The organism is Mycobacterium bourgelatii, from assembly GCF_010723575.1.
GTDB lineage: Bacteria > Actinomycetota > Actinomycetes > Mycobacteriales > Mycobacteriaceae > Mycobacterium > Mycobacterium bourgelatii.
This window is the reverse complement of the sequence record NZ_BLKZ01000001.1, coordinates 3,586,316-3,610,306: the sequence shown is the minus strand read 5'-3', so window position 1 is coordinate 3,610,306 and position 23,991 is coordinate 3,586,316. Positions and strand designations below refer to the sequence as shown.

Below are 23,991 nucleotides of genomic sequence, written 5' to 3'. Positions count from 1 at the left end.
TCGCGTCATTTCGAGGCCAGCGCGATGCTGCGCAGCGCCGCGTTGGCGACCGCCGCCGGGGTCAGGCCCAGATGCGCGGCCACCTCAGGTCCCGGTCCGCTCACACCGAAGCGTTCGATGCCGACCACCGTGTCGAATGGCCGCGCCAATGCCCGCCAGCCGGTCGTCACCCCCGCTTCGATCCACACCACCGGCAGACCGGGCAGGGCGGTGCCGTCGGTGTCCAGCGCGGCCGCGATCCGCTCCCGCCACATCACCGAGACCACCAGAGCGGATATGCCGCGTGCACCGAGCATGTCGGCCGCTTCGAGCGCGAGCGCGACCTCCGAGCCGCTGGCCGCCAGCATCACGTGCGCGGTGTCGGCCACCGGCCGGACCACGCGCATGCCGTAGTGGCGGACGTCGTCCAGTCCGGCACCGCCGAGCACCGGCAGGTCTTGCCGGCTCAGCACCAACGCCGTCGGGCCGTCGGTGTTTGCGGCCGCCAGTTGCCACGCCAGTGCCGTCTCGGCGGCATCGCCCGGCCGCAGCACGGTGAGACCCGGGATCAGACGCAACGATTCCAGCTGTTCGATCGGCTGATGCGTCGGGCCATCCTCGCCGACATACACCGAATCGTGGGTGAACACATACACCACGGGCAGTTTCATCAGTGCGGACAGCCGCAAGGCGGGGCGCAGGTAGTCGGCGAACACGAGGAAGGTGCTGCCGAACGGGCGTAACCCGCCATGCAGCGCAATGCCGTTCAGCACCGCGGCCATCGCGTGCTCGCGGATACCGAAATGGATGGTGCGGCCGCTGAAGTCGCCAGGCCGGACGTCGCCGCCGGGGATGGCGGTGTTGGTGGAGGCGGCCAGGTCGGCCGATCCGCCGACCAATCCCGGGTAGACCGAGGCCAGGGCGTGCAACGCGGCACCAGATGCCTTGCGCGTCGCGGACTTTCCACCGGGAGCGGCGTCATCGGCCAGCGGGGTCAACACCGACAGGTCGTCGACGGTGGGAACCGCGTCCAGCGGGAAGTCCATCGACAGCTGCGGATTCGCGGCCTGCCACTCGGCGTGCGTTTGCACCCAGCGGTTGTATTCGGCGGTGCCGCGGGCGACGGCAACGGCCGCGGCCGCGCTGACCGCGAGCGGCACGTGGAAGTGTTCGTCGGGCCAGTCCAGCCGCGCGCGCATGGCATTGAGCACCTCTGGACCGAGCGGGCTGCCATGGGCTTTCGGAGTGCCCTCCACACCGGGCGCGCCGAAGCCGATCGTGGTGCGCACCCGGATGAAGACGGGCCTGCCGTCGCCGTACGAGGCATCGGTGAACGCACGGTCCAGGGCCGGCACGTCGTTGCCGTCCTCGACGCTCAGCACCCGCCAGCCGTAGGCCGCAAACCGTGCCTCGACGTCGTCGGCGCAACTCTGCGATGCCGGGCCGTCGATGGTGATGTCGTTGTCGTCGAAAATGACGATGAGCCGGTCCAGACCGAGCCGCCCGGCCAGCGAGGCGGCCTCGTGGCTGATGCCCTCCATCAGGTCGCCGTCGCCGGCAAGTACCCAGGTGCGGTGGTCGACGACGGTGTGTTCTTCGGTGTTGCACCGGGCGGCCAGCATCCGCTCCGCCAGCGCCATGCCGACGGCGTTCGCAATCCCTTGTCCCAGTGGACCTGTGGTGGTCTCGACGCCGGGGGTATGGCCGTATTCGGGGTGACCCGGAGTCAGCGAACCCAGCTGACGGAACCTGCGCAGCTCGCGGATCGGCATGTCGTAGCCGAAGACGTGCAGCAGGGCGTAGAGCAGCATCGACCCGTGCCCGGCGGACAGCACGAAGCGGTCGCGGTCCGGCCAATTCGGGTCGCCGTTGTGGCGCAGGTGCCGGGACCACAGGGTCCAGGCGATGGCACTGGTGCCCAGCGGCAGTCCTGGGTGCCCGCTGTTGGCGGCTTGCACGCCGTCAGCGGCGAGGAACCGCAAAGTGTTGATGGCCAGACGGTCCAATTCATCCGTCCGGGTTGATATTTCACTTGCACTCGGCGCGATGGTCATCGCGTCACCAGCCTTCCGTTGATCTCGTGGGTAGCAGCGGCAGCTGTGGCAACCGTGGCAGCAGTGCGCAATGCGTCAGCCCGTTCCGTCATGTTCGTTCCGCCGAACAGCGCTGACCCGGCGCAGAACACGTCAGCCCCGGCCGCGGCGGCACCGGGGATGGTGAGCGGACCGATACCCCCGTCCACCTCAAGCTCGATATCCATGCCGCGCCTGTCGATTTCGGCCCGGGCGGCGGCGATCTTGGATTCCATGCTGGCCAGATATCGCTGACCGCCGAAGCCCGGGTTGACCGTCATGATCAGCAGTAGATCGGTGATGTCGAGCACGTCGGCGACGGCGGCCAGGGGAGTGGCCGGGTTGAGCGCCACGCCGGCGCGGGCCCCGAGGTCACGGATGCTCGACAACGTGCGATGTAGGTGCCGACATGCTTCGGCGTGCACGATCACGATGTCGCAGCCGGCCTCGACCCAGCGGGGCAGCATCGGGTCGGGGTCCTCGACCATCAGGTGCGCCTCGAACCCCATCGACACCCGGCCGCGGCAGGACGCGATCACGTCAGGCCCGAAGGTCAGATTGGGCACGAACCGGCCGTCCATGACGTCCCACTGAATCCGGTCGACGCCGGCGCGCTCGATCTCGGCGACGTCACGGCCGAGTTCGGCGAAGTCCGCCGGCAGCACCGATGCGACCAGAATTGGTGTCACCAAGCCACCTCCTCAATTTCATTGCCGCTCAAGGTAGGGCGATCGGCCGCCACGACGTATCCCCCAGCGTGGGGAAAATCAGGGTGTGCCGGATGCGGATTTATCGGCAACGAAAATGACGTGACGTTATTCGGCTCCGCCGTTATCGTGAGAAAACATGATGGCGGTTACCGCGGCGCCACCCGTTCGAGTGGTATTAGTCGACGACCATGAAATGGTCATCGAGGGTCTTAAAGCGATGCTTGCGTCCTTTAAAAATCGGGTACGGGTCGTCGGACAAGCCGTAGGCGCCGAAAATGCACTCTCGATCATCGCGAGCCTGGAACCCGACATCGTGCTGTGCGACGTACGGATGCAGGGCGCCAGCGGGCTGGACCTGTGCCGCGAGATCCGCGAGCGGCATCCCGCCTGCAAGGTGATCCTGCTGTCGGTCTACGAGGACGAGCAATACCTGTTTCAGGCGCTGCGGGTCGGGGCCTCCGGCTACCTGCTGAAGGGCATCAGCAGCGACGAACTGGTGCGCCAACTCGAGTACGTGCAAGGCGGCTCGAGGGCCATCGACGCCGGCCTGGCCGCCCGTGCCGCCGACACCGCGGCCCGCCTGCAGCGCGACGAGTTCTGGCCCGGAGCGCGGCAGGGCCTGAGCCAACGGGAGAGTGAAATCCTGTCGTTCGTGGTGGCCGGCCTGTCCAATCGAGGCATCGCCAGCAAACTCGTCATCGGCGACGAGACCGTGAAGAGCCACCTGCGTTCCATCTATCGCAAGCTCGGCGTCGCCGACCGCACCGCGGCCGTGGCCGTCGCGTTGCGCGAGGGCATCTACCAGTGACCGTGCGCGGCCTGGTCGACGCCGACCGCGAGGTCGCTCTGTTGCTCGACATCGTGGCTGCCACGCAGAGCGGACCGGGCGTCGAGCCGGTGGCCGCCGCGGTGGCTCGCCTCATCACCGCGGCCACCCCGGCCGACGTCTGCTTCGTGCATGTGCTCGACGACTCCGGCGGATCGCTGACCCTGGCCGGTGCCACACCGCCGTTCGACGAACACATCGGCCAGGTGCAGCTGCAACTGGGTGAAGGCGTCTCCGGATGGGTCGCCCGACATCGCGAGCCGGTCGTCATCACCAGCGACAAGGACGACGACCCGCGGTACGTACCGATCGCCGCGCTGCGCGGCTCCGACTTCACGTCGATGGCGTCGGTTCCCATGGAAACCGGGCCGGGCCGACTGGTCGGGGTGCTCAATGTCCACACCGTGCAACGCCGCGAATTCACCGATCGCGACATCCAGCTGCTGCTGGCGATCGGCAGACTGACCGCCGGCGCGCTGGATCAGGCCCGGGTGCATCGGCAGTTGGCGATGCGGGAACGGGTGCATGGGGATTTCGCCGAACAGGTGATCGCCGCGCAGGAATCCGAGCGCCGACGGTTGGCCGGCGACATTCACGACGGCATCTCGCAGCGCCTGGTCAGCCTGAGCTACCGGCTGGACGCCGCGGCCCGTGCGGTGGAGATCGACGACGCCGCCGAGGCCACCGAACAACTCGAAAAGGCCCGCGACCTCGTCGACCTCACGTTGGCCGAAGCGCGATCGGCGATCAGCGGGCTGCGCCCACCCGTCCTGGACGATCTGGGTCTCGCGGGCGGCCTGGCCAGCCTGGCGGCCACCATTCCGGAGGTGGACCTCGACCTGGAGCTGGCCGATGACCGGCTGTCCGAGCATGTCGAGGTGGCGCTCTACCGGATCGCCCAGGAGTGCCTGCAGAACGTCGTCAAGCACTCGCGGGCGCTGACCGCCAAGCTGCGTTTCGCCGTCGGCGGCGGCCAGGTGCTTCTCGAGGTCTCCGACGACGGAATCGGCTTCGACGGGAGCTCGGCCGACCGGGCGCCCACCAGCTACGGCATGCTGTCGATGACAGAGCGCGCGGAGCTGGTGGGCGGTCGGCTGGTCGTGCGGTCGGCGCCCGGAGCGGGAACCACGGTCACGGTGACCGTGCCGCTGACCGCGGGCGTCGGTCAGGCGGGCTGAAGCTCGCCGCGCAGGCGCAGGGCGGCCGCGTTGGCGGCCACGTGAGTGGCCAGGGCTTCCTGCGCGGCGCCCACCCGCGTCTCGTCGCCGCGCCACGCCTGCAACGCGGGCGACACCAGGGCCCGGCCGAAGGAGAACGTCAACGGCCAGGGCGTGCGGTGTGCCTGCAACGCGGTGAGGTTTGCCGTCGCCCGCCGCGGCGATTGTCCGCCGGACAGGAACGCGACCCCGGCCAACTCCGCGGGCCAGGCCCGCAGCACCGAGACGGTGGCCTCGGCGACCTGCTCGGCGTCGGCCTGAATCGCGTGGTCTTCGCCTTCGATCACCATGTTGGGTTTGAGGACGATGCCGGCTAGATCGACGCGTAGCAAACTCAGCTGCTGACGCACCGCGGCGTGCACGCTGGCGGTCACCTCCGCGCAGCGCGCGATGCTGTGTGAGCCGGTCATCAGCACCTCGGGTTCGACGATCGGCACCAGGCCGGCCTCCTGGCAGGCGGCCGCGTAGCGCGCCAGGGCGTTGGCGTTGCAGGCCATCGCTGCCCAGGTCGGAGTCGTTTCGGTGATGGTGAACACCGCCCGCCACTTGGCGAATGCCGCGCCCATCTGTGCGTACCGGGCCAGCCGGGCGGGCAACCCGTCCAGCCCCTCGGTCACCGTTTCGCCGGCCAGGCCCGGGCAGGGCTTGGCACCGGTGTCGACCTTGATGCCGGGCAGCATGCCGAGGTCGCGGACCGCCTGAGCAAACGGCCGACCATCGCTGAACACCTGGGTGAGGGTTTCCTCGCAGAAGATGATCCCGGACACCCCGTCGGACAGGCCGGGCGTGCTGGCGAGGATCTCGCGGTAGGTGCGCCGGCTGTCCGCGGTCGGGGTGACTCCTGCCTTTTCCAGCCGTGCGGACATGGTCGCGATGCTCTCGTCTGCGGCGAGGATGCCTTTGCCGGGCGTGGTCAGTGTCGCGGCGATCTCCCTGCATGTGTTCATGCGCCACACGGTAAGAAGCCGGCCTCCGCCACGGCGTCACCCGATCGGTGGAACGTGCGGGGTAGCGGATGACACTTAACTATTTACTTCAGTATTGAGGGCTTATTCTCGATAGACAGCTTCAGTATCGCGCTGACAGCATTCGAGCCATGACGGAGAGATGGAACGCGGGAGTGATCCCGTATGCGGAAATGGGTTACTGGCAGCCGGACTATGTGCCGAAGGACACCGACGTGTTGTGCGCCTTCCGGATCACCCCGCAGGAGGGTGTCCCGCCGGAGGAGGCCGGTGCCGCGGTCGCCGGCGAATCAAGCACCGCGACCTGGACGGTGGTCTGGACCGACCGGCTCACCACCTTCGAGCACTACCAGGCCAAGTGCTACCGGGTGGAGGCGGTGCCCAACGCGCCCGGGCAGTGGATCGCCTGGATCGCCTACGACCTCGACCTGTTCGAAGAAGGCTCGATCGCGAACCTGACCAGTTCGATCATCGGCAACGTGTTCGGCTTCAAGCCGCTCAAGGCGCTGCGCCTGGAAGACATGCGGATTCCCACCCACTACGTCAAGACCTTCCAAGGCCCCGCCCACGGCATCGTGATGGAACGCGAGTACCTCAACAAGTTCGGCCGCCCGCTGTTGGGCGCCACCACCAAACCCAAGCTCGGGCTCTCCGCGCGCAACTACGGCCGGGTCGTCTACGAGGCACTGCGCGGCGGGCTGGACTTCACCAAGGACGACGAGAACATCAACTCCCAACCGTTCATGCGGTGGCGCGATCGGTTCCTGTTCTGCATGGAAGCGGTCAACCGGGCCCAGGCGGCGACCGGTGAGATCAAGGGCCACTACCTCAACGTCACCGCCGGAACCATGGAGGAGATGTACGAGCGGGCCGAATTCGCCGCGGAACTCGGCTCGGTGGTCGTCATGATCGACCTGACGATCGGGTACACCGCGATCCAGTCGATGGCCAAGTGGGCGCGCAAGAACGGCGTCCTGCTGCACCTGCACCGCGCCGGACATGGCACTTACACCCGGCAGAAGACGCACGGCATCAGCTTCCGGGTCATCGCCAAGTGGATGCGGCTGGCCGGCGTCGACCACATCCACGCCGGGACGGTCGTCGGAAAGTTGGAGGGCGACCCCAACACGACCCGCGGTTTCTACGACACCCTGCGGCTCAACAGCGTGCCGGCCGACCCGGTCGAAGGCCTGTACTTCGACCAGGACTGGGCGTCGATGCCCGGTGTCATGCCGGTCGCGTCCGGCGGTATCCACGCCGGCCAGATGCACCAGCTCATCCACTACCTCGGCGAGGACGTGGTGTTGCAGTTCGGCGGCGGCACCATCGGTCATCCGATGGGCATCGCGGCCGGAGCCGAGGCCAACCGTGTCGCGTTGGAGGCGATGATCAAGGCCCGCAACGAAGGCCGCGACTACTACAAAGAGGGCCCCGAAATCCTCAAGAAGGCCGCGGCGCGCAACCGCGCTCTGGACACCGCGCTGGCCACCTGGGGCGACATCACGTTCAACTACGAATCCACCGACACCCCCGACGTCGTCGCGACGCCGACGAGGGTCTGACGGCGAGAGGAGCACATCAGCATGCGCATCACCCAGGGCACCTTTTCCTACCTGCCCGACTTCACCGACGACGAGATCAAGGCGCAGATCAGCTATGCGCTGGAGCACGGGTGGCCGCTGTCGGTGGAATTCACCGACGACCCGCATCCCCGCAACACCTACTGGGAGATGTGGGGGCTGCCGATGTTCGACCTCAGGGACGCGGCGGGGGTGCTGCTCGAGGTCAACGCCTGCCGGGCGGCCTATCCGAACAGCTACATCCGGCTCAATGCGTACGACGCCAGCCTGGGGCGACAGACGACGGCGCTGTCGTTCATCGTGAACCGGCCCGCCGAAGAACCCGGGTTCCGGCTGGAGCGCGCCGAGCGGGCGGACCGCCGGATCGGCTACACCACGTACGCGTATGCCACCGAGCGGCCCGTCGGGCAGCGGTACGAGGCGCCGTGACCGCGTTCGGTTTCCGGCCGGGCGCCGCCGGCCTGAACCCCGCCGCCCCCGCCGACCCCGCCGAGGAGGTGCTCGGCCCGGATGCCACTGTCGACCTGGCGGCGGCCCGGGCGCGCTCGGGCATCGACGAGGTGTTGTCCGCGCTGGACCGTGAACTCGTCGGGCTGGTACCGGTGAAGACCCGGATCGCCGAGATCGCCGCGCTGCTGCTGGTCGACCGTATGCGGGAACGATTCGGGGTCAGCGCGCCGCGGCCCACCCTGCACATGTGCTTCACCGGAAACCCGGGCACCGGCAAGACCACCGTCGCGATGCGGATGGCGGACCTCTTGCATCGCCTGGGCTACCTGCGGCGCGGACACCTGGTCAGCGTGACGCGCGACGATCTGGTCGGCGAGTACGTCGGCCACACCGCGCCGAAGACGAAGGAAGTCATCAAGCGGGCGATGGGCGGGGTGCTGTTCATCGACGAGGCCTACTACCTGTACAAGGCCGAAAACGAGCGCGACTACGGCGGCGAGGCCATCGAGATCCTGCTGCAGGTGATGGAGAACAACCGCGACGATCTGGTGGTGATCCTGGCCGGCTACGCCGACAAGATGGGGCGGTTCTTCTCCGCCAACCCAGGAATGCAGAGCCGAGTCGCCCACCACATCTCGTTCCCCGACTACACGGTCGGCGAACTCGAGCAGATCGCCGGGCTGATGATCGCCGGCCTGGGTTACCGATTCTCCGAGGAGGCCAAGGTGGTGCTGCGGCAGTACCTGAACCGGCGCCGCGACCAGCCGTGGTTCGCCAACGCGCGCAGCGTGCGCAATGCGCTGGAGCGGGCCCGGCTGCGGCACGCGCGGCGGCTCTTGGAACAAGCGGACGCGCCAGTGGGACTGGACGCGCTGACCACCATCGAAGCCGTAGACCTGTTGGCCAGCCGGGTGTTCGAGACACGGGAGAGCGCATGACAACCAACGCGCGCCTGCGGGCGCTGGTCGAGGTGGCCGATACCGGTTCGGTGCGCGGCGCCGCCGAACGGCTGGTGGTCACCGAGTCGTCGATCTCGTCGGCAATACGGGCGTTGAGCAGCGACATCGGCATCGCCCTCGTCGACCGGCACGGTCGTGGAGTGCGCCTGACGCCGGCGGGGCTGCGGTACGTGGAGTACGCGCGGCGCATCCTGGGCCTGCACGACGAGGCGATCTCGGCCGCCCGCGGCGAGGCGGATCCGGAGAACGGTTCGATCCGGCTGGCCGCGGTGACGTCGGCCGGCGAATTGTTGATCCCGGCGGCGCTGGCGTCGTTTCGCGCGGAGCATCCCGGCGTGACCCTGCACGTCGAAGTGGCGGCGCGGGGCGCGCTGTGGCCGATGCTGGCGCGGCACGAGGTCGACCTGGTTTTCGCGGGCCGCCCGCCCGAGGAGCTGCGCAAGAAGGTCCGGGTGCGGGCGATCAGCCCGAACACGCTGATCGTGGTGGGCCCGCCCGAGGTTGCCGACGGCTTCGCGCCGGGGACCGCGACCTGGCTGTTGCGCGAGCAGGGGTCGGGCACCCGGTCCACGCTGATGACGCTGCTCGAGGAGTTGGATGTCACGCCGCCGCAGCTGGTGCTGGGGTCACACAGCGCGGTGGTGTCCGCGGCCGTCGCGGGGCTGGGCGTCACGTTGGTGTCGCGTCAAGCGGTGCGCCGCGAGCTGGAGTCCGGCACGCTGGTAGAACTGCCCGTGCCGGGCACTCCGATCAAGCGGCCCTGGCACGTCGTCAGCCAGCCCACGCCGCCGATGGCGACCGAGCTGTTGATCGACCACTTGGTGTCCCACCAGGAGCTCGGCTGGCGGCAGGTCAGCGCGGCGCGGCGCGCGTCCTAGTTGAGGCTGCGTCCTGGGCGGGAAAATGCGAGAGGACACCGCCCCGAGCGCAGCGTCAACGCCAAAGCGCACTCACCGCCGCAGCGTGTCCGAAGGTGCCTCGCCCCACCGCTTGCGGTACTCCACAGCAAAGCTGCCGAGGTGGTGGAACCCCCAGCGTTCGGCGACGGCCGTGACCGTCACACCGTCGGACGGCATCGCGTCCATCAGCTCCTCGTGCACCCGCTCGAGCCGGCGTTCGCGGACGTAGGTCATCGGGGTCATGTTGAGTTCTTCGCGAAACCCCTGCTGAATCGACCGCACGCTCATGTGTACCGCCTTGGCGAGGTCTTCCATCGTGATCCGCTCGGCCAGATGGTCGTCGATGTAGTTCATCGCGTCGTGCACCACGACTCGGCGCGGATCCGGCTGGACCGGCTGCAGGAACTCCTCGTAGTAGTTGGACTGCTGCAAGTGCAGCAAAGTGCTCATCAGCAGTTCCTCGATCGCGCCGATGCCCTGGCCTCGCTGAATCAGCGACCCCGGGTGGAACACCTCGGAATGGATCAGCTGGACGGCGGTGTGCCAGCGCATCGCGGCTTCGGTCGCCAGGTCGAACTCGGGCTCGAACTCCAACGGCTTGCTCAGGCTGCGGCCCAACAGCCGGGTCAGGTGCGCTGCCATCGCGCGTTGTTCGATCCGGATCAGCAACTGCGGGGAGTCGTGGTCGAACTGGATGTGCAGGGCCTCCCCGGGACTGGTCACCAGCGCGCGGATGGTGTTGGCCTCGAAGCTGTGGCCGCGGTGGTCGACCAGGGCGCGGCCGTTCATGGGCATGTGCACGCCGTAGTACTGGCCGAGCGCGGGAATGTCGATGGTCGCCGCCACATGGACGTCGAGGTACAACATGCTGACGTTGCGCAGCCGCACCCCGTGCATGGTCGCAGCAAACCCGTCGGCGTCCTCGGGATGGACGTGCAGCGACAACGGCGCCAACGCCTTGGCCATCAGCCGCATGGCCTCGTTCGGGCTCTCGGTATAGAAGATTTCGTTGTCCGCCAGGGCCGGCGGGACACCGCGCGAGCGCACTTTGCGTCGCACCGGGTTCGAAGTCCGGCGAACGTCGATGTAGCCCAGTCGAGTCAGTCGCGACACGGCGTAAACCCTGGTTGCAGCCGTAAACGAGCCCGTTTCGAAGGTAAAGTGTGCACTAAATAATCGGTGGTGATCATGCAAGCCTCTCAGGCATCGACGCGCACCAGCGGGCGGAACTCTTCGCAATTCTGACAGCAGTTGCGCGAAAGCGATAGGCAGGCCCCAAACTGGTCGCTAGCTTTGTGATCGGGGCCACAGCGTTCTGTGGCCGCCCAGGATCGGGTACAGCCCGCCCGATCCCCTGAGGGAGGTGCTATGTCAGCAAACGGTCAGGTTGCCACGCTCTCGCCGGCCGACCAGCTGCGTGAGCGGCTCGACGACCCCGCGATCGCCGCGTCGCTCAACACCCTGCTCGACCACGCCGACCTGTTGGCGGTTCTGCTCAGCGGTTTGGACGGGTTTGTGCGGCGCGGCGACGCGATCAGCGATTCGTTGGCCTCGGCGGTCGGCGAACTGCGCACGGGGGTGCAAGCCGAGCTGCAATCGGTGGACCTTCAGGCGCTGGTGTCCAGCCTGGCGTCACTGACGTCGGCGCTGGTCGACGCCACGCCGGCGTTGAACAAGATCCTGCATTCGCCGCTCGTTGAGCCGCAGACCGCGGATGTCCTGGTGGAGTTGGGGCAGGCGCTGGTCGAAGGCAAAGCTGCCGCGACGGCCGATCCAGGTGGCCCCAAGGGTTTGATGGGGCTATGGCGGGTCAGCAAGGACAAGGACGTCAGCCGAGGTATGGGCTTCCTGGTGCAGGTGGCCCGGGCGTTCGGCCGGCGTTTACCCCGATAACCAAAAAACGTTTTCGCAGCCCACGATTTACCAAAATGCGGTCGCGCCCTCGGCCGCTATTCGAGAGGAGTTCTGATGGCTTCCGTTTTGTGGTTTCAGGGCGGTGCTTGTAGCGGAAATACCATGTCATTTCTCAATGCCGAGGAGCCGAATGTCGTCGACTTGATCGTCGATTTCGGACTGGATCTGTTATGGCATCCGTCGTTGGGGCTCGAGCTCGGAAAGAATGCACAGAAGGTTTTCTGGGATTGCGCCAAGGGCGACCGGCCGCTGGACATCTTCGTGTTCGAGGGCACCGTCATCGAAGCGCCCAACGGCACCGGCCGGATGGACATGTTCGCCGACCGGCCGATGAAGGACTGGGTCACCGACCTCGCCGCCGCCGCGCAGATCGTGGTCGCCATCGGCGACTGCGCCTGCTTCGGTGGCATCCCCGCCATGGAGCCGAACCCCTCGGGGTCGACCGGCCTGCAGTTCCACAAGCGCGAGAAGGGCGGGTTCCTGGGGCCGGACTTCCGGTCGAAGATGGGCCTGCCCGTGATCAACATTCCGGGCTGCCCCGCCCACCCGGACTGGATCACCCAGATCATCGTCGCGTTGGCCACCGGCCGCGCGGGCGACATCACGCTCGACGAGCTGCACCGGCCCGAGACGTTCTTCAAGACCTTCACCCAAACCGGTTGCACCCGTGTGCAATTCTTCGAATACAAGCAATCGACGCTGTCCTTCGGTGAGGGCACCCGCACCGGATGCCTGTTCTACGAATTCGGCTGCCGGGGCCCGATGACCCACTCGCCCTGCAACCGGATCCTGTGGAACCGCCAGTCGTCGAAGACCCGTGCCGGCATGCCCTGCCTGGGTTGCACCGAACCGGAATTCCCGCACTTCGACCTGGCGCCGGGAACCGTGTTCAAGACCCAGAAGGTCAGCGGCATGATCCCCAAGGAAGTGCCCGAGGGTTCGGACCACCTCACCTACATGGCGCACGCCGCGGCCGCGCGCATCGCCGCGCCGCAGTGGTCCAAAGAAGACATGTTCGTCGTCTGACGACCGGCCAGCACGCCAACAGCCCTGGTAGTGCCCACATTTCAGGAGGGATCCATTCATGACCGCGCTTGATCTTTTCGTCAGCCCGCTAGGGCGTGTCGAGGGCGACCTCGACGTCCGCGTCACCGTCGACGACGGGGTTGTCACATCGGCCTGGACCGAGGCCGCGATGTTCCGCGGCTTCGAAATCATCCTGCGCGGCAAGGACCCGCAGGCCGGCCTCATCGTGTGCCCGCGCATCTGCGGCATCTGCGGCGGCAGCCACTTGTACAAGTCGGCCTACGCCCTGGACACCGCGTGGCGAACGCACATGCCGCCCAACGCAACTCTGATCCGCAACATCTGTCAGGCCTGCGAAACGCTGCAGTCCATCCCGCGCTACTTCTACGCGCTCTTCGCCATCGACCTGACCAACAAGAACTACGCCAAGTCCAAGCTCTACGACGAGGCGGTGCGTCGATTCGCCCCGTATGTCGGCACGAGTTACCAACCGGGCGTTGTGCTTTCGGCGAAACCCGTTGAGGTGTACGCGATTTTCGGTGGCCAGTGGCCGCATTCGAGTTTCATGGTGCCTGGAGGGGTGATGTGCGCGCCAACGTTGTCCGACGTCACCCGCTCCATTTCCATCCTGGAACACTGGAAGGACAACTGGCTCGAAGGTCGTTGGCTCGGCGGCACCATCGACCGGTGGCTGGAGAACAAGACCTGGGAGGACGTGCTCGCCTGGGTCGACGAGAACGAGTCGCACTACAACAGCGACTGCGGCTTCTTCATCCGCTACTGCCTCGACGTCGGCCTGGACAAGTACGGCGCCGGCGTGGGCAACTACATCGCCACCGGCACCTATTTCGACCCTTCGCGGTACGAGAACCCGACCATCGACGGGCGCAATGACGCGCTGATCGGCCGCTCGGGTGTGTTCGCGAAGGGTCAGTGGTACGAGTTCGACCAGGCCAATGTTCGCGAGGACGTGACGCACTCGTTCTACGAGGGCAGCAAGCCGCTGCACCCGTTCGAAGGCGAGACCATCCCGATCGACCCCGAGGTAGGCCGCAAGCAGGGCAAGTACAGCTGGGCAAAGTCGCCACGCTATGCCGTCGGCGACCTGGGCAACATCCCGTTGGAAGCCGGTCCGCTCGCGCGCCGGATGGCCGCCGGTGGCCCCAACGCCGCCGCGCACCAGGACAACGACCCGCTGTTCGTGGACATCTACAACAAGATCGGCCCGAGCGTCATGGTTCGCCAGTTGGCCCGCATGCACGAGGGCCCCAAGTACTACAAGTGGACCCGCGAATGGCTCGACCAGCTGAACCTCAAAGAGAGCTTCTACTCAAAGCCAGTCGAGCACGCCGAGGGCATGGGGTTCGGATCAACCGAGGCGGCCCGTGGCGCGCTGTCGGACTGGATTGTGATCGAGGACAACAAGATCAAGAACTACCAGGTGGTGACTCCCACCGCTTGGAACATCGGACCCCGCGACAGCGCCCAGACGCTCGGCCCCATCGAGAGCGCGCTGGTCGGGTCGCCGATCGTGGACCTCGAGGACCCGGTCGAGCTCGGCCACGTGGCGCGCAGCTTCGACTCCTGCCTGGTGTGCACCGTGCACGCCTATGACGGCAAGACGGGCAAGGAGATGTCCCGGTTCGTCATCAACGGGATGGTGTGATCCTGACGACCTACGATTGCAGTTTGGGCGCCAGCGACGACCTGAACCAAGACCTGAACCTCGACCTGAACCTCGATCCTCCGGGATGCGCGGTGCTGGTGGTCGGCTGCGGCAACCTGCTGCGCGGGGACGACGGGGTCGGGCCGATCCTGGTCCGGCACCTGTGGGAGCGGGGCGTGCCGGACGGGGCGAAGCTGGTCGACGGCGGTACCGCGGGCATGGATGTCGCATTCCAGATGCGCGGCGCCGAACGGGTGGTGATCATCGACGCGGCGGCGACGGGCTCCGCGCCGGGAACCATCTTCAAAGTGCCGGGCGAGGAACTGGAGGAACTGCCCCCGCTGCAGGGCCTGCACACCCACTCCTTTCGGTGGGACCACGCCATCGCCTTCGCCCGCTGGGCCCTCGCCGAGGACTGCCCGACGGACATCACCGTGTATCTCATCGAGGTCAGCGGTGTGGAGTTGGGGGCCGACCTCTCCGAGCCCGTGCAGACCGCGATGGAGCAGGTCATCGATCGGATCGAGGCCGAATACCTGGCCGCGCTGCGTCCGGAAGTAGCCGACGAGATCACGGTCGAGCTCACCGCCGACGGGTACCTCCGGTTGGACGCGGAATTGGCGGCCAGCAGGTTTCCGTCCGACGCCGTGGTCGCCATGGTCCGCGACGGCGACCTGTGGCTGGTTCCGCTGCGCGGTCCGCGCAGCGGTGGCCTGCTACTCAAACAGCGCAACCCGGCCGGCGACCGCTCGCTGTTAATTCGTGAGGTGATCGCCGACCGCGCGATTTCGGGTGTGCTTCGGGCATGCTGGGACGATGAGCACAGGGCGCTGCGCATCCCGTTGCACGACGAACCGGGGCCGCCAGGGTGATTCTCATGGCTGAGCGTCCGACGGACGGGGGGCAGCCCGATCAGCGGGACTGCCCGCCGACGGCAGCCCGTGCCGACAGCTCGGCCGACGAAGCGCTGGACGTACAGACCGTAGTGGTGGAAGAAAATGGCCGCTGGGCAGTGGAGATCATCGTCGTCTTCGCCGACGGGGTGGTTCGAAAGCGGATCGACACCCACGCGACCAAGCGTCGTGCCGAGTTGTCGGCCGGCCTGATCAAGCGCGCCGCCGAACGCAATATCGGAGGGGGACCCCTGAATGGATGAGACACGATGACGGCAGCCTCCGAACTCGACGCTCCGATGACGCTCGCGGACCGGCCCCAGGCGCTGGGCGCATTCCCGCTGCCGCTGGGCTACCTGCTCATCCCGGCCGCCGAGGAAAACGACCTGGTGCGCGCAAAGCTGTTGGCCGGCAACCTACCTGACGAATGGCCCGCCGGGCTGCGCGCGCTGCAACTCGCGCACGACGGGGACGTCGAGGCCGCGCTTGCCCACCTGACCGGTGCGGACCCGGTAACCCGATACAACCGCTTCGTGCTGCACCCCGAGGGTCCCGAGGGTATGGACACCGACGAATTGCGCACCGAGCTCGGCGAATTCGGCGTGCTGGTCGACCTTGTGCTGTTCACCCTCGGTAGGCGCGACACCCCACCCGAGGTCGACGACGCCACCGGTGAGCTCGCCGCCGCGGCACTCTCGGCACAGGCTACGCACGCGCTGGCGGCGGGGGATCCGGAAACCGCGATAACCCTGCTGGAGCGGGCGGCCGACGCGGCCTCGACGGTGTCACCCTGTCTGCAGGGCGTGTTGGTCGGGGCGGCCGGATCGATCTGCCGGGACATCGAGGACTGGTCGGCTCAAGAGCGATTCGAGCGGGCGCTGCAGCTGCTCGACGGTGCCGACGGCCTTCGCGTTGCCCGTGCCGAATTACACCTCGCCATCGCGGGCTTGATCCATGAACGCGCTCAAGACAATCCGGCGTGGCTGTCGAAGGCCATTCCGCACTATCACTCCGCCCTGCAGTTGGTGCTGCGGGAGGAGGCGCCGCTGCTGTGGGCGTCCGCGCATGCCAACCTCGCGACGGCGTATCTGACGATGCCGATGGTGGAGGCGTCCGACCAGTTGCGGCTGGGCGTGGCCGCGCAATCGTTGCGCTCGGCGCTGAAGGTCTACACGCCGGAGCAGTACCCCGAACAGTGGGCCAGTGTTCAACTGAACCTGGCCAATTCGCTGGTGTATACGCCGTCCAAGCATCAGGCCGACAACCTGGTCGAGGCGGTGGAACTCTACGAGGGCGTGCTGGCCGTACGAGACCGGGAGACCGATCCACTGGGCCGCGCCAGGGTGTTGGCCAACCAGGGCAATGCGCTGGCCCACCTGGGCATGTTCGACCAGGCCAAGGCCAAGCTCTACGAGTCGCGTTTCCTGTTCGAGGAGCAGCAGGATCACGACTCGGTGCGCGCCGTGCGCGGCGTGTTGGACGAAATCGCAAGGCAGACAGCGCTTTCGCGTGGCGAGTGATGAGCGGTGGGGGAATGACCGATGACTGTGACATCGAAAGTGGACGAGCCCCAACTGGAGGAACTGGCCAAGCGTGTCGATGACGCGGTGTCGGCCCTGGCCGACCTCGACCCGAAGTCCCGCGCCGTCGCCGAGGAGCTCAAGGCCGCGCTCGAAGCGGTGCACCGCGCCGGATTGGTGACCATCGTTCGCCGGATGCGCGAAGACGATGCGGCGCGTGCCGTGCTGTTCGAGTTGGTGGACGACCCGGTGGTGCACCTGTTGCTGTCGCTACACGAGATCATCCGTCCGGACCCGGTGACCCACGCCAATCGGGTACTGGTTTCGGTGCGGCCCCAATTGCAAAGCCACGGGGGGGATGTCACCCTGGTGCGGGTCGAGGACGGCACCGCATACGTACGGCTCGAAGGGGCGTGCAACGGTTGCTCGATGTCGTCGGTGACGTTGCGCAACCTGGTCGAACAGGCCCTGGTCGAAGGCGTGCCCGCGATCTCTGCCGTCGAGGTGCTGCCCAACGAGCCGTCGCCGACGCTGATCCCGCTCGAAGCGCTACGCATCGGCCCTGGCCCCGGCCGGGTGCGGGACGGGTGGGCCAAACTCGGACCCGTGGACGACGTGGCCGACGGCGTGGTGACGGTACGCAGCCTGACGGCCGATTCCGGTGAGAGCGCCGACGTGATCGTGGTGAGCGTCGATCGTCGGCTGTCGGCGTACCGCAATGAATGTGCCCATGAGGCAATGCCATTGGACAACGCCATCGTGGACGTCGGCACCGGGACGCTGACCTGCCCGTGGCACGGTTTCTGCTACGACGCGTCCTCGGGCGAATGCCTGAGCGCGCCGGGCGCGCAGCTCGAACAGTTGCCGCTGCGCGTCGACAACGGAGACGTCTGGGTCCGAGTGCGCGGATGAGTCGCTACACGGTCCGGCACAATATCGGCACGTTCCCGACGGCGCCGGCCGCGCGGACTGAGCCGGTGGCCGACGTCGACCTCACCGACGGATGGTCGCCCGAGGTGTGGCTGGGCGCGCCGGCGGTCGGCGGACTCGCCCTTCCCGCCGCCGAGCCGACGATGGCGTGGATGTATTCGCCGCGCGGCGTGTTCCTCGGCGACAACCATCTGGTGGTGGCCGACTCCGGCAATCACCGAGTGTTGTTGTGGCACGGCATTCCCGGCGCCGACGAGCAACCGGCCGACGTGGTGCTCGGTCAGCCGGACGGCTCGACCGAAGGTCGCGCGGCGGGCGGACGGGGGCCGGAACGCGGGATGAACCTGCCCACCGGGGTGTTGGTGCACGAGGGTCGCCTGATCGTCGCCGATGCCTGGCACCACCGAATTCTGATCTGGGACAAGGTTCCCGAGTCCAGCGATGTGGCGCCCGACGTCATACTCGGGCAGGCAGACGCGTCCTCGGTGGAGCCCAATGCCGGATCGGAATGCACGGCGGCGTCGTTCTACTGGCCATTCGGCATCGCGATCATCGGTGGCAGGTTCTGGGTGGCCGACACGGGCAATCGGCGGGTTTTGGGTTGGTGCAACGGCCTTCCCGACCCGGGCCAACCGGCCGATATCGTGCTCGGTCAACCGGATGCCACACACCGCGAAGAGAATCGGGGCGGCACGGTCGGTCCCGCGAGTTTCCGCTGGCCGCACGACATTACCGGGCGCGACGACCTGCTGCTGATCGCGGATGCCGGCAATCACCGCATCTTGGGCTGGTCGCCGCTGCCGGACGCCGACGGCCCCGCCGATATCCTGCTCGGGCAACCGGATTTCGAAAGCGCGCAGGAATGGCCGTACGGTCCGCACACCGGTGACCGGTTCCGGTTCCCGTACGCACTCGGACTCGAGGAAGACCGGCTGGCCGTGGCGGACACCGCCAACAACCGGATCCTGTTGTGGGACGGCATGGCCGACGGTGTACCCACCGACGGTCGGCCGGCCGATCACGTCCTGGCGCAGCCGACCTTCGGTACCAACGGCGAGAACCGCTGGACCTCGGTGCAGCGCGATACGCTGTGCTGGCCGTACGGGTTGTCACTGCGCGGCGACCGGTTGGCGGTCGCCGACTCCGGCAACAACCGGGTCGTGATCTGGCGGCGGCGGTGAGACCGCGAATCATCCAGTCCGACGGGCAGATCGGCTTCTACTGGACCACTCCGTCCGGTACGCCCACGTCGTTACAGAAGCTGGTAGAGCACGACGACGAAGCGGATCGGCTGATCGCCACCCACCTGGAAGCGCTCGACGACGCGCTGATCATCGCGGCCGAACGGTTCGGCGAAATCCTGGGCGGGGGCCGGGCTCCCGCCGACGCGGCCGAACGTGACGATCTGCTCGACCTGCACCGCGCCCTGGATCGGCTGTGTTTCGAGTACGCGGCGGCCACCGACGTGACCGGGATCAAGCCCGACCTGCGCGCCGGAAAGATCGTCGGAACCGCCGCCCTGTTCTCCATTCGGGCCCGGCAACCGCTCGGGCTGCTGGGCCCGGCACCACTGGACGACCAACTCGACGAACCCAGCCTGGGGGTGGTGGGCGGCTTCGGCGAGATGCAGCAGGTGGACCCGGCGCGGCCGTGGTTGGGCGGGCGCTGGGTGGTGCGAACCGAAGCGGGGCAACGCTTTCCGCTGACGCTGTCAATGATGATGTTCGACAGCTCGGGCGTGAACAAGGACGCCGCACGGCGCGAGCACCTGGAAGCGCTCAACTCCGTCATCGAGGCGGCCCGCAGCCCCGAAGCCGACCCGCTGGCCGTCACCTGCGCGATCGACTGGCTGCTCTACGACTGGCTGATGGCCCACCGGGACGGCCCGGACAGCGCCGAGATCGTCTTCCCCAAGGGGCACGAACAAGACGCGGCCGTGGTGGTCGCGGCCGCGGCCACTTCCGTCGCATCCCGGGCGACGTTCGACCCGGGCCTGGTGGGGCTCGGTTCCTTGCGGGGCTAACCACCTGACAGATCACCCAATTCGGGGTGTAACGGCGACCACCGGTGCGCAAGCCTACGAGCTGTGAACACCACTCTTTCGTCGCTGGTGTGGTTGCTGATTGCGCTGCCACTTGCCGGGGCGGCGACGCTGCTGGTCGTCGGTCGCCGCACCGACCCCTGGGGCCATCTGCTCGGCTGCGCTACGGTACTCGCGTCGTTCTGTTGCGGGATCGTGCTTTTCGTCGATCTGTTGCGGCGGCCCGTCGACGATCGCGCGATCCACGAGACATTGTTCAGCTGGCTGCAGGTCGGCACCCTGAACGTCGACTTCGGGTTGCAACTGGACGCACTGAGCGTGTGCTTCGTGCTGCTGATCACCGGTGTCGGGGCGTTGATACACCTCTATTCGATCGGCTACATGCGCGACGACCCGGCCCGCCGCCGCTTTTTCGGTTATCTGAACCTGTTCGTGGCCGCCATGCTGTTGCTCGTCCTCGCCGACAACTACCTCGGGCTGTATTTCGGCTGGGAGGGTGTCGGTTTGGCGTCCTACTTGCTGATCGGGTTCTGGTCGCACAAGCCGGCGGCCGCGACCGCGGCCAAGAAGGCCTTCATTGTCAACCGGGTCGGCGACGTAGGGCTGGCGGTTGCGTTGATGATCATGTTCGCCCGCTTTGGAACCCTCTCTTACCCAGGGGTATTCGAGGAGGCGGCCGCGGCGTCGCAGGGCACGCTGGACGCGATCGGGTTGATGTTGCTGCTGGCCGCCTGTGGCAAGAGCGCCCAGGTCCCGCTGCAGTCCTGGCTTGGTGACGCGATGGAGGGCCCCACCCCGGTCAGCGCCCTGATCCACGCCGCCACCATGGTCACCGCCGGCGTGTACCTGATTGTGCGGTCCGGCCCGATCTTCGATCTCGCGCCCGCCGCCCGTACTGCAGTTGTGGCGGTGGGCGCGGTCACGCTGCTGTTCGGCGCGATCATCGGCTGCGCCAAGGATGACATCAAGAAGGCGCTGGCCGCCTCGACGATGTCGCAGATCGGCTACATGGTGCTGGCGGCCGGGCTGGGCCCGGCCGGCTACGCCGTGGCCATCATGCATCTACTCACCCACGGCTTTTTCAAAGCCGGCTTGTTCCTGGGTGCCGGCTCGGTCATGCACGGCATGAACGACGAGACCGATATGCGCCGATACGGCGGCCTGCGAAAGGTCATGCCGATCACCTTCGTCACCTTCGGCCTGGGCTACCTCGCGATCATCGGCATCCCGCCGTTCGCGGGCTTCTTCTCCAAGGACGCCATCATCGAAGCCGCATTCACGGCAGACGAGACACTCGGCGTCGCCACTCTGGTCGGGGCCGGGCTCACCGCGTTCTACATGACCCGGGTCATGATCCTGACCTTCTTCGGCGAAAGACGTTGGCAACCAGACACTCATCCGCACGAATCACCCGCCGTCATGACCGCACCCATGGTCGTCCTTGCCCTCGGATCACTCGGTGGCGGTGCCGCACTAGCCCTCAACGGCACCCTGCAGCACTGGTTACAACCGGTCACCAACCCGGCCGGCATCACCGAGGCGCAACCGGCGATTCCAGTCGGCACCCTCACCGCCATCACCCTGACGGTGGTCGCCATCGGCATTGCGGCGGCGTATCACAAGTACGCCGCGCGACCGGTGAAAACGTCTGTCTCGGAATGGGTGTCGATGCCAGTCATCGCCGCGCGCCAGGATCTGTTCGGCGACAAGGTCAACGAAGCCGCGCTCATGCGGCCGGGACAACGGTTGTCGCGAGCCCTGGTCGACGTGGAGTTGATGCATATCGACGGCGCCGTCGAAGGCATCGCCCGGCTGGTCGGTCTGGCGTCCACGCGTATCCGGCGCATCCAAACCGGTTTCGTGCGCTCCTATGCGTTGACGGCGTTCTGCGGCGCCGCCGCCGTACTACTGAGCTTCGTTCTAGGGAGGACGTGATGGCCCCGTTGTTGACCGCGTTGTGGGTAGCGCCGCTGGTGGGGTCGGCCGTGGTCGCGGCGCTGCCGGCCAACCGGCCGCTGGCGGCGAAATACGCCGCCCTCGGCGTTTCGACGGTCGTTCTGTCGATCGTGGCCGTGCTGTTCGCCCGCTTCTCCCCGTCGGACCCGCACTACCAGTTCGTCGAAAAGCATTCCTGGATAAGCTCGTTCGGGGCGAGCTACATCGTCGGCTTGGACGGCGTCGCCATGGTGCTGGTGGTCCTGACCAGCGTGCTGATGCCGCTGCTGCTGCTCGCCGGCTGGAATGACGTGGAACGACCCAACATCTACCTGGGGTTGATGCTGGTGGTCGAGTCGATGATGCTGGTCGCCCTGGTGGCACTCGACGTGCTGCTGTTCTTCGTGTTCTTCGAAGCAATGCTGATACCGATGTACTTCCTCATCGGCCGATACGGGGGAGCGGGTGCCCCGCGGGCCGCGCTGAAGTTTCTGCTGTACAGCCTGTTTGGCGGCTTGTTCATGTTCGTCGCGCTCATCGGGTTGAATCTGATCGCGGGGACCTTCGATTTCCGTGCGATCACCGCAGCGGTCTCACCGGGTCAGTTCACAGCGAGCCCGGCCGTCACGCACTTGTTGTTTCTCGGCTTCCTGTTCGCGTTCGCCGTCAAGGCGCCGCTGTGGCCGCTGCACACTTGGCTTCCGGGTGTGGCCGCCGAGGCGACCCCGGCGACCGCGGTGTTGATGATGGCCGTGGTCGACAAAATCGGCACCTTCGGCATGCTGCGCTACTGCCTACAGCTCTTTCCCGGCAGCGCGACGCTTTTTCGGCCCTTCGTGATCACGCTCGCGGTCATCGGTATCGGCTACGGTGCGCTGGTCGCGATCGGCCAAAGCGACCTGATCCGCGTGATCGCCTACACCTCGATCAGCCACTTCGGCTTCATCGTCCTCGGCATTTTTGCGATGACCAGCCAGGGACAGTCCGGTGCGGCGTTGTACATGGTCAACCACGGCTTGTCGACGGCCGCACTGTTTCTGATCGCCGGTTTTCTGGTGTCGCGCAGGGGAACCCGCCTCATTGCCGACTACGGCGGTGTGCAACAGGTCGCCCCGGTGCTGGCCGGGACCTTGCTGGTCGCCGGCATGGCGTCGTTGGCGTTGCCGGGGCTGGCACCGTTCGTCAGCGAATTTCTGGTGCTGATAGGAACATTCACCCGCTACCCGGTGTTTGCGGTGTGCGCAGCGACCGCGCTGGTGCTGTCGGCCATCTACATCCTGTGGCTGTACCAGCGGATGATGACGGGCCCGGTTGCCGATGACAACCGCAAGGTCCGCGACCTGGTGCCTCGTGAGCGGCTCGTCGTCGTGCCGTTGCTCGCCATGCTCATCGCTTTGGGTGTTTACCCCAAGCCCGCCCTTGACGTGATCAACCCGGCGATCGCCCAGCACCTGGCCGAGCGGTTCGAGCATCACGTGACGAATGCGGGCTAAAGCGCGGCCAACTTCACCTCGGCCAGCTGCGCCTTGCGGCGCTCCATCAGCCGCAACACCATCGGGGTGAAGATCAGCTGCATCGCCAGGTCCATCTTGCCGCCCGGACACACGATCGTGTTCGGCCGGGACATGAACGAATCATGCAGCATGGCAAGCAGATACGGAAAGTCGATGCCATGTGGATCACGGAACCGGATGATCAGCATCGACTCGTCGGCGGTGGGGATGGACCGGGCGATGAACGGGTTGGAGGTGTCTACCACCGGCACGCGTTGGAAGTTGACGTCGGTGTGCGAGAACTGGGTGCACATGTAGTTCACGTAGTCGGGCATGCGTCGCAGGATGGTGGCGGTCACGGCCTCGGGGCTGTATCCGCGGGAGGTCCTGTCGCGGTGCAGCTTCTGAATCCACTCGAGGTTGATCACCGGCACCACGCCGATGCGTAGGTCGGCGTGTGCCGCGACGTTCACCTCGTCGGTGACGATCGCGCCGTGCAGCCCTTCGTAAAAGAGCATGTCGGTGTCCGGCGGGATTTCCTCCCACGGCGTGAACGTGCCCGGCTCCTGCCCATAGGGCGCGGCTTCCGTCTCGTCGTGCAGGTACCGGCGGATCTTGCCGGTACCCGTCTCGCCGTACGTCTCGAACAGGCATTGCAGCTCTTCGAACAGATTCGCCTCCGGACCGAAATGGCTGAAGGAGTGGTCGCCGCGGGCGTGCGCCTCGGCGATCGCCGCCTTCATCGCGACACGGTCGTACCGGTGGAAGCTGTCGCCCTCGACGAACGCAACGTTGATGTTCTCCCGGCGGAAGATCTGTTCGAACGTCCGCATCACAGACGTGGTTCCCGCGCCAGAAGAACCGGTCACGGAGATGATCGGGTGCAGGCGTGACATGTGTTTACTCCCAGTAGATG

General features: G+C 66.8%; 22 protein-coding genes. 17 read left to right on the top strand and 5 right to left on the bottom strand.

Annotation, left to right across the window (positions count from 1 at the left end):
• Positions 1-5 precede the first annotated feature (5 nt).
• Both tkt and rpe read right to left on the bottom strand, forming a co-directional pair.
• A complete protein-coding gene (tkt, locus tag G6N68_RS15720) occupies positions 6-2,033 on the bottom strand; it encodes a transketolase (RefSeq protein ID WP_163713955.1) in 2,028 nt (675 codons plus the stop codon).
• Positions 2,030-2,740 carry a ribulose-phosphate 3-epimerase gene (rpe, locus tag G6N68_RS15715; RefSeq protein ID WP_240355495.1) on the bottom strand — a complete coding sequence of 237 codons (711 nt, stop codon included), beginning with the start codon at positions 2,738-2,740 and terminating at the stop codon, positions 2,030-2,032. The genes tkt and rpe overlap by 4 nt, the downstream gene beginning before the upstream one ends.
• Positions 2,741-2,897: 157 nt before the next feature.
• Between rpe and G6N68_RS15710 the strand changes: the two genes are divergently transcribed.
• Positions 2,898-3,569, top strand: coding sequence for a response regulator (locus G6N68_RS15710; protein ID WP_163713946.1), 672 nt, complete (start codon positions 2,898-2,900; stop codon positions 3,567-3,569).
• Positions 3,566-4,765: a GAF domain-containing sensor histidine kinase gene (locus G6N68_RS15705; RefSeq protein ID WP_163713943.1), complete on the top strand. Its 1,200-nt coding sequence runs from the start codon at positions 3,566-3,568 to the stop codon at positions 4,763-4,765. Before G6N68_RS15710 ends, G6N68_RS15705 begins: the two co-directional genes overlap by 4 nt.
• On the opposite strand, the gene G6N68_RS15700 is transcribed toward G6N68_RS15705, so the two are convergent.
• Positions 4,753-5,751 (bottom strand): class I fructose-bisphosphate aldolase, encoded by a 999-nt coding sequence (locus G6N68_RS15700; RefSeq protein WP_163713940.1) that lies wholly within the window; start codon positions 5,749-5,751, stop codon positions 4,753-4,755. The two genes, G6N68_RS15705 and G6N68_RS15700, sit on opposite strands and share 13 nt — an antisense overlap.
• Positions 5,752-5,900: 149 nt before the next feature.
• On the opposite strand from G6N68_RS15700, the gene G6N68_RS15695 reads away from it, so the two are divergent.
• From G6N68_RS15695 to G6N68_RS15680, 4 genes are read left to right on the top strand one after another with little or no spacing between them, the layout of a single operon-like run.
• A complete protein-coding gene (locus G6N68_RS15695; protein ID WP_163713937.1) occupies positions 5,901-7,331 on the top strand; it encodes a form I ribulose bisphosphate carboxylase large subunit in 1,431 nt (476 codons plus the stop codon).
• A 21-nt stretch (positions 7,332-7,352) separates the two neighbouring features.
• Entirely contained in the window at positions 7,353-7,778 is a 426-nt protein-coding gene (locus G6N68_RS15690; RefSeq protein WP_163713935.1) for a ribulose bisphosphate carboxylase small subunit, read from the top strand.
• Complete coding sequence (cbbX, locus tag G6N68_RS15685) at positions 7,775-8,737, top strand: CbbX protein (RefSeq protein ID WP_163713933.1); 963 nt, start codon at positions 7,775-7,777, stop codon at positions 8,735-8,737. The genes G6N68_RS15690 and cbbX overlap by 4 nt, the downstream gene beginning before the upstream one ends.
• The gene (locus tag G6N68_RS15680; RefSeq protein WP_163713928.1) at positions 8,734-9,636 is read left to right on the top strand and encodes a LysR family transcriptional regulator; all 903 of its coding nucleotides are present in this window, start codon (positions 8,734-8,736) and stop codon (positions 9,634-9,636) included. The genes cbbX and G6N68_RS15680 overlap by 4 nt, the downstream gene beginning before the upstream one ends.
• 72 nt (positions 9,637-9,708) lie before the next feature.
• Here the strand turns inward: G6N68_RS15680 and G6N68_RS15675 are convergent, their stop codons facing one another.
• Positions 9,709-10,770 (bottom strand): AraC family transcriptional regulator, encoded by a 1,062-nt coding sequence (locus G6N68_RS15675; protein WP_163713925.1) that lies wholly within the window; start codon positions 10,768-10,770, stop codon positions 9,709-9,711.
• Positions 10,771-11,025: 255 nt separating this feature from the next.
• On the opposite strand from G6N68_RS15675, the gene G6N68_RS15670 reads away from it, so the two are divergent.
• The 11 genes from G6N68_RS15670 (at position 11,026) to G6N68_RS15620 (ending at position 23,075) form a co-directional block, all read left to right on the top strand.
• Positions 11,026-11,550, top strand: a complete 525-nt coding sequence (locus G6N68_RS15670) for a DUF1641 domain-containing protein (protein ID WP_163713921.1) — start codon at positions 11,026-11,028, stop codon at positions 11,548-11,550.
• 75 nt (positions 11,551-11,625) lie between these two features.
• Entirely contained in the window at positions 11,626-12,597 is a 972-nt protein-coding gene (locus tag G6N68_RS15665) for an NADH-quinone oxidoreductase subunit B family protein (protein ID WP_163713918.1), read from the top strand.
• 58 nt (positions 12,598-12,655) lie between these two features.
• Positions 12,656-14,263, top strand: a complete 1,608-nt coding sequence (locus tag G6N68_RS15660) for a nickel-dependent hydrogenase large subunit (RefSeq protein WP_163713914.1) — start codon at positions 12,656-12,658, stop codon at positions 14,261-14,263.
• A gap of 98 nt (positions 14,264-14,361) precedes the next feature.
• The gene (locus G6N68_RS15655) at positions 14,362-15,135 is read left to right on the top strand and encodes a hydrogenase maturation protease (protein WP_163718671.1); all 774 of its coding nucleotides are present in this window, start codon (positions 14,362-14,364) and stop codon (positions 15,133-15,135) included.
• A gap of 5 nt (positions 15,136-15,140) precedes the next feature.
• Positions 15,141-15,419, top strand: coding sequence for a hypothetical protein (locus G6N68_RS15650; protein WP_240355493.1), 279 nt, complete (start codon positions 15,141-15,143; stop codon positions 15,417-15,419).
• Between the two features lie 6 nt (positions 15,420-15,425).
• Positions 15,426-16,676, top strand: coding sequence for a hypothetical protein (locus G6N68_RS15645; RefSeq protein ID WP_163713911.1), 1,251 nt, complete (start codon positions 15,426-15,428; stop codon positions 16,674-16,676).
• A 21-nt stretch (positions 16,677-16,697) separates the two neighbouring features.
• Positions 16,698-17,588, top strand: a complete 891-nt coding sequence (locus tag G6N68_RS15640) for a NifU family protein (RefSeq protein ID WP_163713908.1) — start codon at positions 16,698-16,700, stop codon at positions 17,586-17,588.
• Positions 17,585-18,787 (top strand): NHL repeat-containing protein, encoded by a 1,203-nt coding sequence (locus G6N68_RS15635; RefSeq protein WP_163713905.1) that lies wholly within the window; start codon positions 17,585-17,587, stop codon positions 18,785-18,787. Before G6N68_RS15640 ends, G6N68_RS15635 begins: the two co-directional genes overlap by 4 nt.
• On the top strand, positions 18,784-19,629 hold the full coding sequence (locus G6N68_RS15630; protein ID WP_163713904.1) for a hypothetical protein: 846 nt from the start codon (positions 18,784-18,786) through the stop codon (positions 19,627-19,629). The genes G6N68_RS15635 and G6N68_RS15630 overlap by 4 nt, the downstream gene beginning before the upstream one ends.
• 63 nt (positions 19,630-19,692) lie before the next feature.
• Positions 19,693-21,582 (top strand): NADH-quinone oxidoreductase subunit L, encoded by a 1,890-nt coding sequence (nuoL, locus tag G6N68_RS15625; RefSeq protein ID WP_163713903.1) that lies wholly within the window; start codon positions 19,693-19,695, stop codon positions 21,580-21,582.
• Complete coding sequence (locus tag G6N68_RS15620) at positions 21,582-23,075, top strand: NADH-quinone oxidoreductase subunit M (RefSeq protein WP_163713901.1); 1,494 nt, start codon at positions 21,582-21,584, stop codon at positions 23,073-23,075. Before nuoL ends, G6N68_RS15620 begins: the two co-directional genes overlap by 1 nt.
• Here the strand turns inward: G6N68_RS15620 and G6N68_RS15615 are convergent.
• Positions 23,072-23,971 carry a phosphoribulokinase gene (locus G6N68_RS15615; protein WP_163713897.1) on the bottom strand — a complete coding sequence of 300 codons (900 nt, stop codon included), beginning with the start codon at positions 23,969-23,971 and terminating at the stop codon, positions 23,072-23,074. The genes G6N68_RS15620 and G6N68_RS15615 overlap by 4 nt on opposite strands.
• Between the last annotated feature and the right edge of the window lie 20 nt (positions 23,972-23,991).

Coding starts and splice junctions, on each gene's coding strand:
- G6N68_RS15695 (WP_163713937.1), top strand. CDS start 5,901: ATGACGGAGAGATGGAACGCGGGAGTGATCCCGTATGCGGAAATGGGT.
- G6N68_RS15615 (WP_163713897.1), bottom strand. CDS start 23,971: ATGTCACGCCTGCACCCGATCATCTCCGTGACCGGTTCTTCTGGCGCG.
- tkt (WP_163713955.1), bottom strand. CDS start 2,033: ATGACCATCGCGCCGAGTGCAAGTGAAATATCAACCCGGACGGATGAA.
- G6N68_RS15640 (WP_163713908.1), top strand. CDS start 16,698: ATGACTGTGACATCGAAAGTGGACGAGCCCCAACTGGAGGAACTGGCC.
- G6N68_RS15700 (WP_163713940.1), bottom strand. CDS start 5,751: ATGAACACATGCAGGGAGATCGCCGCGACACTGACCACGCCCGGCAAA.
- G6N68_RS15650 (WP_240355493.1), top strand. CDS start 15,141: ATGGCTGAGCGTCCGACGGACGGGGGGCAGCCCGATCAGCGGGACTGC.
- G6N68_RS15665 (WP_163713918.1), top strand. CDS start 11,626: ATGGCTTCCGTTTTGTGGTTTCAGGGCGGTGCTTGTAGCGGAAATACC.
- G6N68_RS15635 (WP_163713905.1), top strand. CDS start 17,585: ATGAGTCGCTACACGGTCCGGCACAATATCGGCACGTTCCCGACGGCG.
- G6N68_RS15645 (WP_163713911.1), top strand. CDS start 15,426: ATGACGGCAGCCTCCGAACTCGACGCTCCGATGACGCTCGCGGACCGG.
- G6N68_RS15690 (WP_163713935.1), top strand. CDS start 7,353: ATGCGCATCACCCAGGGCACCTTTTCCTACCTGCCCGACTTCACCGAC.
- G6N68_RS15660 (WP_163713914.1), top strand. CDS start 12,656: ATGACCGCGCTTGATCTTTTCGTCAGCCCGCTAGGGCGTGTCGAGGGC.
- G6N68_RS15680 (WP_163713928.1), top strand. CDS start 8,734: ATGACAACCAACGCGCGCCTGCGGGCGCTGGTCGAGGTGGCCGATACC.
- G6N68_RS15620 (WP_163713901.1), top strand. CDS start 21,582: ATGGCCCCGTTGTTGACCGCGTTGTGGGTAGCGCCGCTGGTGGGGTCG.
- G6N68_RS15710 (WP_163713946.1), top strand. CDS start 2,898: ATGATGGCGGTTACCGCGGCGCCACCCGTTCGAGTGGTATTAGTCGAC.
- G6N68_RS15670 (WP_163713921.1), top strand. CDS start 11,026: ATGTCAGCAAACGGTCAGGTTGCCACGCTCTCGCCGGCCGACCAGCTG.